The following is an 8397-nucleotide window of genomic DNA, read 5'->3' on the forward strand; positions in this document are numbered from 1 at the left end:
TATCAACGACGGCGCGGGCGCCCGCATCCAGGAGGGTGTGGTCTCGCTGGGCCTGTACAGCCAAATCTTCCGCAACAACATTTTGGCCTCCGGCGTGATCCCGCAGATCTCGCTGATCATGGGTGCGGCCGCCGGTGGGCACGTCTACTCCCCCGCGCTGACCGACTTCGTGGTGATGGTCGACCAGACCAGTCAGATGTTCATCACCGGCCCGGACGTGATCAAGACGGTCACCGGCGAGGACGTGACGATGGAGGAGCTGGGCGGCGCCCACACCCACATGGCCAAGTCCGGCACCGCGCACTACGTCGCCTCCGGCGAGCAGGACGCCTTCGATTACGTCCGTGATCTGCTCGGCTACCTACCGCCCAACAACTTCACCGATCCGCCACGCTATGCCGTGCCGGTTCCGGAGGGCGCGATCGAGGACAACCTCACCGAAGAGGATCTCGAGCTGGACACCCTGATCCCGGACTCGGCCAACCAGCCCTACGACATGCACGAGGTGATCACCCGGATCCTCGACGACGACGAGTTCCTCGAGGTGCAGTCCGGTTACGCCCAGAACATCGTGATCGGGTTCGGCCGCATCGACGGTCACCCGGTCGGCATCGTCGCCAACCAGCCCACCCATTTCGCCGGCTGCCTGGACATCGACGCCTCGGAGAAGGCCGCCCGCTTTGTGCGGACCTGCGACTGCTTCAACATCCCGATCGTCATGCTGGTGGATGTGCCCGGCTTCCTGCCGGGCACCGACCAGGAATACAACGGCATCATCCGCCGCGGCGCCAAGCTGCTCTACGCCTACGGCGAGGCCACCGTCCCCAAGATCACCGTGATCACCCGCAAGGCCTACGGCGGCGCCTACTGCGTCATGGGTTCCAAAGACATGGGCTGCGGCGTCAACGTCGCCTGGCCGACGGCGCAGATCGCGGTGATGGGCGCGTCCGGCGCGGTCGGCTTCGTCTACCGCCAGCAACTCGGCGACGCCGCGAAAAAGGGTGAGGACGTCGACGCGCTACGGCTGCAGTTGCAGCAGGAGTACGAGGACACCTTGGTCAACCCCTACATCGCCGCCGAGCGGGGCTACGTCGACGCGGTCATTCCGCCGTCGCACACCCGCGGCTACATCGGCACGGCGCTACGGCTGCTGCAGCGCAAGATCGCCCAGGTACCGCCCAAGAAGCACGGGAACATTCCACTGTGAGCGAGCACGAAACCCACGAGCCGCACATCCAGGTGCTCAAGGGCGAGCCGACCGACGATGAGCTGGCCGCGCTGATCGCGGTGCTGGGTAGCGCCGTCGGCGGCGGGGGCGAGTCGGCACCGCCGGAGCACAGCCGGTGGGGGCTGCCGGTCGACAAACTGCGCTACCCGGTCTTCAGTTGGCAGAAGATCACGCTGCTGGAACGGACCCACATGCGCCGATGACCCGAGTGGTGCTCGGGTCCGCCTCACCGGGCCGGCTCAAAGTGCTGCGGCAAGCCGGCATCGATCCGCTGGTCGCGGTCTCCGGTGTCGACGAGGACGCGGTCATCGCCGCATTGGGATCAGAGACCTCCTCCGGTGACGTCGTGCGCATCCTGGCCCAGGCCAAGGCCGACCAGGTCGCGACCAACCTGGACGATGCGACCGCCGCGGATTGCGTTGTCATCGGCTGTGATTCGATGCTCTACATCGACGGCCAACTGGTCGGCAAGCCAGCATCAGCCGACATGGCGCGAAGCCAGTGGCAGTCGATGGGCGGTCGATCCGGCCAGCTGTACACCGGGCACTGCCTGCTGCGGCTGCTCCACGGCAACCCTATTCGGCATGTATCCGAATCATCAGCCACTACAGTGCATTTCGCTAAACCAACCGCAGCAGACCTGGAAGCGTACATCGGCAGCGGCGAACCGTTGGCCGTCGCCGGGGGATTCACGCTGGACGGGCTGGGTGGCTGGTTCGTCGACCGGATCGAGGGCGACCCGTCCAACGTCATCGGGCTGAGCCTGCCGCTGACCGCCACCCTGCTGCAACGCGTTGGCCTATCGGTCGCCGAGCTGTGGGGCATGAACGAGGGCCTATCCGGCGGGTAGGCTCGCAGTGTGCCATTACCAGAAGATCCCAGCCCGACGCTGAGCGCATACGCCCACCCGGAACGGCTGGTGACTGCCGACTGGCTGGCCGGCAACCTGGGTCAGCCGGGGCTTGCCATCGTCGAATCCGACGAGGATGTCTTGCTTTACGACGTCGGTCATATCCCGGGCGCGGTCAAGATCGACTGGCACACCGACCTCAACGACCCGCGGGTGCGCGACTACATCAACGGCGAGCAGTTCGCCGAATTGATGAACCGCAAAGGCATTTCCCGAGAAGACACGGTGGTGATCTACGGGGACAAGAGCAACTGGTGGGCCGCATATGCGCTGTGGGTGTTCACCCTCTTCGGCCATCCGGATGTGCGGCTGCTCAACGGCGGGCGCGACCTGTGGATGCACGAGGGACGCGACACCACTTTGGATGTCCCGTCCAAAACGTCGAGCGGCTATCCCGTTGTGCAGCGCAATGATGCACCCATCCGCGCCTTCAAAGACGACGTGCTGGCCATCCTGGGCTCCGAGCCGCTGATCGATGTGCGATCGCCCGACGAGTACACCGGCAAGCGCACGCATATGCCCGACTACCCCGAGGAAGGCGCGTTGCGCGCCGGGCATATCCCCACGGCGCGGTCGATCCCGTGGGGAAAGGCGGCCGACGACAGTGGGCGTTTCCGCAGTCGCGACGAGCTGGAGCAGCTCTACGGGTTCGTCGGGCCGGACGACAAAACCGTCGTGTACTGCCGCATCGGCGAGCGGTCCAGCCACACCTGGTTTGTGCTGACTCATCTGCTCGGTATCCCGGGCGTGCGCAACTACGACGGCTCCTGGACCGAGTGGGGCAATACCGTCCGGGTGCCGATCGTCGCCGGCGAAAGCCCGGGAGCCGTGCCGGTCCTATGAGCATGCCCGCGCCGCTGGCCGAGGTCTTGTCCGACTTCGCCGAAGTCCAGGGCCAGGACAAGCTCAACCTGCTGTTGGAGTTCGCCGACGACCTGCCGGCATTGCCCGCCGATCTGGAAGAGGCGGCGATGGAGCCGGTGGTCGAATGCCAGACGCCGCTGTTTCTGCACGTCGACGCCAGCGACGCCAACCGGGTGCGGCTGCACTTCAGCGCTCCGGCCGAAGCACCCACCACTCGTGGTTTCGCGTCGATACTTGCCGCCGGCCTCGACCAGCAGCCCGCCGCCGACATCCTGGCCGTACCGGAGGATTTCTACGTCGAGCTGGGCCTGGCGGCTTTGATCAGCCCACTGCGGCTGCGTGGCTTGTCGGCGATGCTGGCGCGTATCAAGCGGCGGGTGCGCGAGTCCGGCTGAAGTGGGCACCGGGTCGTATCGCCCGCGGCGCGCCGCTTAAACTTCCCCCGATAAGACTTGTAAGAATTTCTCTTAGACATGTGAGAAGTGCTCAGCCATACAGGAGGCGCAGTGCCTAGTCACGCCAGCTCGACGATCGCCAAGGTTCTTGTCGCCAATCGCGGTGAGATCGCGGTGCGGGTGATCCGCGCGGCCAAAGATGCCGGTCTGCCCAGCGTGGCGGTGTACGCCGAGCCTGACGCCGACGCTCCTCACGTGAAGCTGGCCGACGAGGCGTTCGCACTGGGCGGTCAGACCTCTGCGGAGTCGTACCTGGACTTCGGCAAGCTCCTGGAGGCGGCCGAGAAGTCCGGCGCGAACGCGATCCACCCCGGCTACGGATTCCTGTCGGAGAACGCCGACTTCGCCCAGGCGGTGATCGACGCCGGCCTGATCTGGATCGGGCCCAGCCCGCAGTCGATCCGCGACCTCGGCGACAAGGTCACTGCACGGCACATCGCCGCCCGCGCGCAGGCCCCGCTGGTGCCCGGCACCCCCGACCCGGTGAAAGACGCCGACGAGGTGGTCGCCTTCGCCAAGGAGTACGGCGTGCCGATCGCGATCAAGGCGGCCTTCGGCGGCGGCGGGCGCGGCATGAAGGTGGCCCGCACCCTCGAGGAGATCCCCGAGCTGTTCGAGTCGGCGACCCGCGAGGCGGTCGCGGCGTTCGGCCGCGGCGAGTGCTTCGTCGAGCGCTACCTGGACAAGCCACGCCACGTCGAGGCGCAGGTGATCGCCGACAAGCGCGGCAACGTCGTCGTCGCTGGAACCCGTGACTGCTCGCTGCAGCGGCGCTTCCAGAAGCTGGTCGAGGAAGCGCCGGCGCCGTTCCTGACCGACGCGCAGCGCAAGGAGATCCACGAGTCCGCCAAGCGGATCTGCAAAGAGGCGCACTACTACGGCGCCGGGACGGTCGAATACCTGGTCGGCCAGGACGGCCTGATCTCGTTCCTCGAGGTCAACACCCGTCTGCAGGTCGAGCACCCGGTCACCGAGGAGACCGCCGGCATCGACCTAGTGCTGCAGCAATTCAAGATCGCCAACGGCGAGAAGCTGGACATTACCGAGGACCCGACGCCGCGCGGGCACGCCATCGAATTCCGGATCAACGGCGAGGACGCCGGTCGGGGCTTTCTGCCCGCACCCGGTCCGGTCACCCGGTATGACATCCCCACCGGGCCCGGCGTCCGGCTGGACTCCGGTGTCGAAGCCGGTTCGGTGATCGGCGGGCAGTTCGACTCGATGCTGTCCAAGCTGATCGTGTACGGCGCCAGCCGCGAGGAGGCGTTGGCGCGCTCCCGGCGGGCGCTCGACGAGTTCCACGTCGAGGGCCTGGCCACCGTCATCCCGTTCCACCGCGCGGTGGTCTCCGACCCGGCGTTCATCGGCGACGACCACGGCTTCTCGGTGCACACCCGATGGATCGAGACCGAGTGGAACAACACCGTCGAACCCTTCACCGGCGGCGGGCCGCTGGACGAAGAAGACGCTCGGCCGCGCCAGAAGGTCGTGGTCGAGGTCGGTGGCCGTCGGGTGGAGGTTTCGCTGCCCGGTGACCTGGCGCTGTCCAACGGCGGTGGGTCCGATGCTGCCGGTGTGATCAGGAAGAAGCCCAAGCCGCGCAAGCGTGGTTCACACGGCGGTGCGGCGGCGTCCGGCGACGCGGTGACCGCACCGATGCAGGGCACCGTGGTGAAAGTTGCCGTCGAAGACGGCCAAGAGGTCGCCGCCGGCGATCTGGTGGTGGTCCTGGAAGCGATGAAGATGGAAAACCCTGTCACCGCACACAAAGACGGCACCATCACCGGACTCGCAGTCGAGCCGGGCGCCGCAATCACCCAGGGCACGGTCCTCGCCGAAATCAAATAGCACGGGTAGCTCTTGGACCCTGTCGAGATCAACGCCGGGCAGTGGTACTTGCGCGCATTGCGCGCCGACAGCCGCATCGACGATCGTCCGGCGCTCGCCGACCTGGGGGTCACCGACCCGGAGCATGTCGCGCGTAGCGCCGAGCAGTGGTCGGCGGATACCAGCTACTCGTGGGCGGTGTGCGAGGTGACGACGGGTGAGTTACTGGCAGAGATAACGCTCGACCCGCAAACCGGTGCGATCGCAACCCGCGTACGTGCAGGCCAGGCGCAGGCTGCGACCGCGGCCGCAGAGTCCGTGCGACGATTCGCCGCTGCGGCGTCGAACGGGTCTTCCTAGCAACACCCGCGCTTTCGCGTTGTGGGTCCACTGCGGCCGGAGTAGTGTTCGAGGAAGGTTGAGTTCACAGCCACCCCAAAAAACGTTAACTGACGTAGGGGGAGGCTGTTATTCCCAGCTTTTCTCCCCGCGCGCGGGGGCCAACCGCTTGACGTGATCCACAGATTGCTCGACGACTGATGGAGTCACCCTGATGTTTGCCATGAGACAACCCTTAGAGCCATGGGAAGACCACACCGCCCGATTCACCGCTGAGTGGGGCGCGTCGTCCGTCGTGATTACGGCGCACGGCGAGCTCGATGCATCCAATGCCGCTCAGCTCGCCGATTATGTCCAGCGCTGCGCCGGTCGTTCCGAGTCGGTCATCGTCAACTTGAGTGGCCTGGAATTCTTTGGAACTGCGGGCTTTTCGGCGCTGCACACCATCAATGTCCGGTGCGCGGTCACCGACGTGCGCTGGGCCGTGGTGCCAAGCAAGGCAGTTTCCCGGTTGCTACGCATTTGCGACCCGGACAACGCGCTGCCGCTGGTTGAGTCGGTGCCGGACAGCCTCGACGAAATCGAAGAGCCGCACCGGCTATTCCAATTGGTCCCGCAGCCGCGCTAGCGACTTAGCGAGCAACCGCGAAACGTGCATCTGCGAGATGCCGACTCGCTCGGCGATCTGCGTCTGCGTCATCGACTCAAAGAACCTGAGTACCAACACAGTTCGTTCCCGCTCCGGCAATCCGTCGAGTAGCGGTCGTAGCGCCTCGCGGTTCTCGATCCGCTCGAGACCGGCGTCCACATCGCCGAGCGTGTCGGCGATGGCTCGGGCGTCGTCATCGCCGCCGCTGTTGCCGCCGCTGTCGATGGACAGCGTGTTGTAAGAGCTGCCGGCCACCAAGCCCTCGATGACCTCCGTGCGATCCATGTCGAGTTCGTCGGCCAGCTCAGAGGCAGTCGGTGCCCGGCCCAGCCGCTGCGAAAGGTCGGCGGTGGCAGTGCCGAGCCGCAGGTGCAGTTCTTTCAGGCGCCGCGGAACCTTGACCGACCAGCTGTTGTCCCGGAAATGCCTGCGGACCTCACCCATGATGGTCGGCACCGCAAACGAGACGAAGTCCGAGCCGGCATCGACGTCGAAACGCGCGACGGCGTTGACCAGACCGACGCGCGCCACCTGGACCAGGTCGTCACGGGGTTCCCCGCGACCCTCGAACCGGCGGGCGATGTGATCGGCCAACGGTAGGCAGCGCTCCACGATCTTGTCGCGATGGCGCTGAAATTCCGACGAGTCAGCATCGTAAGTGGCCAACTCGCGGAACATGTCCGGAACGTCAGCGTATTCGTTGGGACGAGATGCAGAACCGCCGACAGCTCGCGCTGTCACTTGTGGGCGCCCGCCCGTCGGGTCGTGAGGGTGACCCCGAAGACACCGTGCCCATCAGCCGGTTCCCGACCGTCGTGGAAGGTGTGTACGTCGTCGGTCAGCGATGTCAGCACGTGCCAGCTGAAGCTGCCCGGCGTCACCACGTCGTAATTGTCACATGTCGCCGAGGCCTCGACCACCAACTCGTCGTCTCGCGGGTCGACGACAATCGCCAGCATGGCGTCTGGGGTCGCCGAGCGGATCAACCGCGTGCAGACCTCGTCGACCGCCAGTCGTAGGTCGGCAACCGCGTCGAAATCGAGATCCTCGAAGGTGCCGACCGCCCCCACCAGCGTGCGCAGTACCGCCAGATTCTCCAGCCGCGCTGCAACACGCAATTCGATCGCGCGCTCGCCGCGTTGCTGATGCTGTGCTGGCTTTTCAGCAGCGGTCATGGGGCCTCCCGGCAGTATTTGAGTGACACTACCCTGACGTTCGAGCCGGTTAGTCATGATCGCCGCCGGGTATTCCGCAGCCCATGGACGCGATCGAAACGCGGGGCGCGACCGTGTTCAAACTCATCATGGTCTAGATCAGATACCCACTAGCCACCGCGAATAAAACTCAGGAGGTTGAGATGCCCAGGTCGTCAATCAAGGACGAGAAGCTCTACCAAGAATTGCGCAAGCAAGGAGACTCCAAGGAAAAGGCCGCTCGAATCTCGAATGCCGCTGCGGCTCGCGGGCGCTCCAGTGTGGGCCGGTCAGGTGGCAAGTCCGGCGCGTATCAAGACTGGACTGTCCAAGAACTCAAGAACCGAGCCAAAGAGCTTGGTATGTCGGGTTATTCGAACTTGACCAAGGACAAGCTGATCTCAAAGCTCCGCAACCACTGAGCGTCCGGCTGGTCAGCTTGCGGGCCGTTGGCGCGGCACCTCGGGATGTGCGTCGTACCAGCGGTCTTCGATTCTGCGCACGCGTCGGTGCTCGAACGCCAGCCATAGCAGACCGAACGTCATCGCCGCGACCGCGACGACACCCGTGGTCATGCCCTGACTTTGATGCCCGGTCCCGAACGCCGCCAGGCAACCCACAACGGCGATCACGCCCGCCACGACGAGTAGATAGCCAGGCCAGCGCAACACATCGATCATTGACTCGCCTGCGTGTGACCGTGTCGTCCGCACATGGTCGACCGGGTCACGATAGGTGTCACCCATAACTGAACCCTTCTCCCAACCTTTCGGGCGGTACCTACCACGGTAGTCGCTCACAGACGCCCCGGAAGTATCCGGACGAGATTGCCAGCAGTTCGTCAGCCAGGCAGAACGTGTCCGGCGATCGGAGGTACGCCCATGGTGAGCGTCACGAGCATCAGCATGAACAGGAACCAGCCGGCGCCCTGC

General features: G+C 65.4%; 12 protein-coding genes. 9 read left to right on the plus strand and 3 right to left on the minus strand.

What is annotated here, in order from left to right; genetic code table 11:
* The 8 genes from VKI00_RS16380 to VKI00_RS16415 form a co-directional block, all read left to right on the plus strand.
* Positions 1-1207, plus strand: a 1207-nt coding sequence (locus tag VKI00_RS16380; protein ID WP_324439133.1) for an acyl-CoA carboxylase subunit beta, incomplete at its 5' end; no start/stop codon positions are given.
* Complete coding sequence (locus tag VKI00_RS16385; protein ID WP_324439135.1) at positions 1204-1431, plus strand: acyl-CoA carboxylase subunit epsilon; 228 nt, start codon at positions 1204-1206, stop codon at positions 1429-1431. The genes VKI00_RS16380 and VKI00_RS16385, both read left to right, overlap by 4 nt.
* Positions 1428-2078, plus strand: a complete 651-nt coding sequence (locus VKI00_RS16390; protein WP_324439137.1) for a nucleoside triphosphate pyrophosphatase — start codon at positions 1428-1430, stop codon at positions 2076-2078. The genes VKI00_RS16385 and VKI00_RS16390 overlap by 4 nt, the downstream gene beginning before the upstream one ends.
* A 9-nt stretch (positions 2079-2087) precedes the next feature.
* Entirely contained in the window at positions 2088-2981 is an 894-nt protein-coding gene (locus VKI00_RS16395) for a sulfurtransferase (RefSeq protein WP_324439139.1), read from the plus strand.
* On the plus strand, positions 2978-3397 hold the full coding sequence (locus tag VKI00_RS16400) for a SufE family protein (protein ID WP_324439141.1): 420 nt from the start codon (positions 2978-2980) through the stop codon (positions 3395-3397). The genes VKI00_RS16395 and VKI00_RS16400 overlap by 4 nt, the downstream gene beginning before the upstream one ends.
* 111 nt (positions 3398-3508) lie before the next feature.
* Positions 3509-5305, plus strand: a complete 1797-nt coding sequence (locus tag VKI00_RS16405; protein WP_324439143.1) for an acetyl/propionyl/methylcrotonyl-CoA carboxylase subunit alpha — start codon at positions 3509-3511, stop codon at positions 5303-5305.
* A 12-nt stretch (positions 5306-5317) separates the two neighbouring features.
* Complete coding sequence (locus VKI00_RS16410) at positions 5318-5644, plus strand: hypothetical protein (protein ID WP_324439145.1); 327 nt, start codon at positions 5318-5320, stop codon at positions 5642-5644.
* Between the two features lie 202 nt (positions 5645-5846).
* Positions 5847-6251 carry an STAS domain-containing protein gene (locus VKI00_RS16415; protein WP_324439147.1) on the plus strand — a complete coding sequence of 135 codons (405 nt, stop codon included), beginning with the start codon at positions 5847-5849 and terminating at the stop codon, positions 6249-6251.
* On the opposite strand, the gene VKI00_RS16420 is transcribed toward VKI00_RS16415, so the two are convergent.
* Positions 6222-7013, minus strand: a complete 792-nt coding sequence (locus tag VKI00_RS16420) for an RNA polymerase sigma factor SigF (protein WP_324439149.1) — start codon at positions 7011-7013, stop codon at positions 6222-6224. The genes VKI00_RS16415 and VKI00_RS16420 overlap by 30 nt on opposite strands.
* The gene (locus VKI00_RS16425; RefSeq protein WP_324439151.1) at positions 7010-7447 is read right to left on the minus strand and encodes an ATP-binding protein; all 438 of its coding nucleotides are present in this window, start codon (positions 7445-7447) and stop codon (positions 7010-7012) included. Before VKI00_RS16425 ends, VKI00_RS16420 begins: the two co-directional genes overlap by 4 nt.
* A gap of 182 nt (positions 7448-7629) precedes the next feature.
* On the opposite strand from VKI00_RS16425, the gene VKI00_RS16430 reads away from it, so the two are divergent.
* Positions 7630-7887, plus strand: coding sequence for a DUF7218 family protein (locus tag VKI00_RS16430; protein WP_324439153.1), 258 nt, complete (start codon positions 7630-7632; stop codon positions 7885-7887).
* A 12-nt stretch (positions 7888-7899) separates the two neighbouring features.
* Here the strand turns inward: VKI00_RS16430 and usfY are convergent, their stop codons facing one another.
* Positions 7900-8211: a protein UsfY gene (gene usfY / locus VKI00_RS16435; protein ID WP_324439155.1), complete on the minus strand. Its 312-nt coding sequence runs from the start codon at positions 8209-8211 to the stop codon at positions 7900-7902.
* Between the last annotated feature and the right edge of the window lie 186 nt (positions 8212-8397).

Source organism: Mycobacterium sp. (genome assembly GCF_035314665.1).
In the GTDB taxonomy this organism is placed as follows: domain Bacteria; phylum Actinomycetota; class Actinomycetes; order Mycobacteriales; family Mycobacteriaceae; genus Mycobacterium.

Excerpts from the sequence above, each read along its gene's own strand:
- VKI00_RS16390 (WP_324439137.1), top strand. The coding sequence starts at position 1,428 with ATGACCCGAGTGGTGCTCGGGTCCGCCTCACCGGGCCGGCTCAAAGTG.
- VKI00_RS16400 (WP_324439141.1), top strand. The coding sequence starts at position 2,978 with ATGAGCATGCCCGCGCCGCTGGCCGAGGTCTTGTCCGACTTCGCCGAA.
- VKI00_RS16415 (WP_324439147.1), top strand. The coding sequence starts at position 5,847 with ATGAGACAACCCTTAGAGCCATGGGAAGACCACACCGCCCGATTCACC.
- VKI00_RS16425 (WP_324439151.1), bottom strand. The coding sequence starts at position 7,447 with ATGACCGCTGCTGAAAAGCCAGCACAGCATCAGCAACGCGGCGAGCGC.
- VKI00_RS16430 (WP_324439153.1), top strand. The coding sequence starts at position 7,630 with ATGCCCAGGTCGTCAATCAAGGACGAGAAGCTCTACCAAGAATTGCGC.
- usfY (WP_324439155.1), bottom strand. The coding sequence starts at position 8,211 with ATGGGTGACACCTATCGTGACCCGGTCGACCATGTGCGGACGACACGG.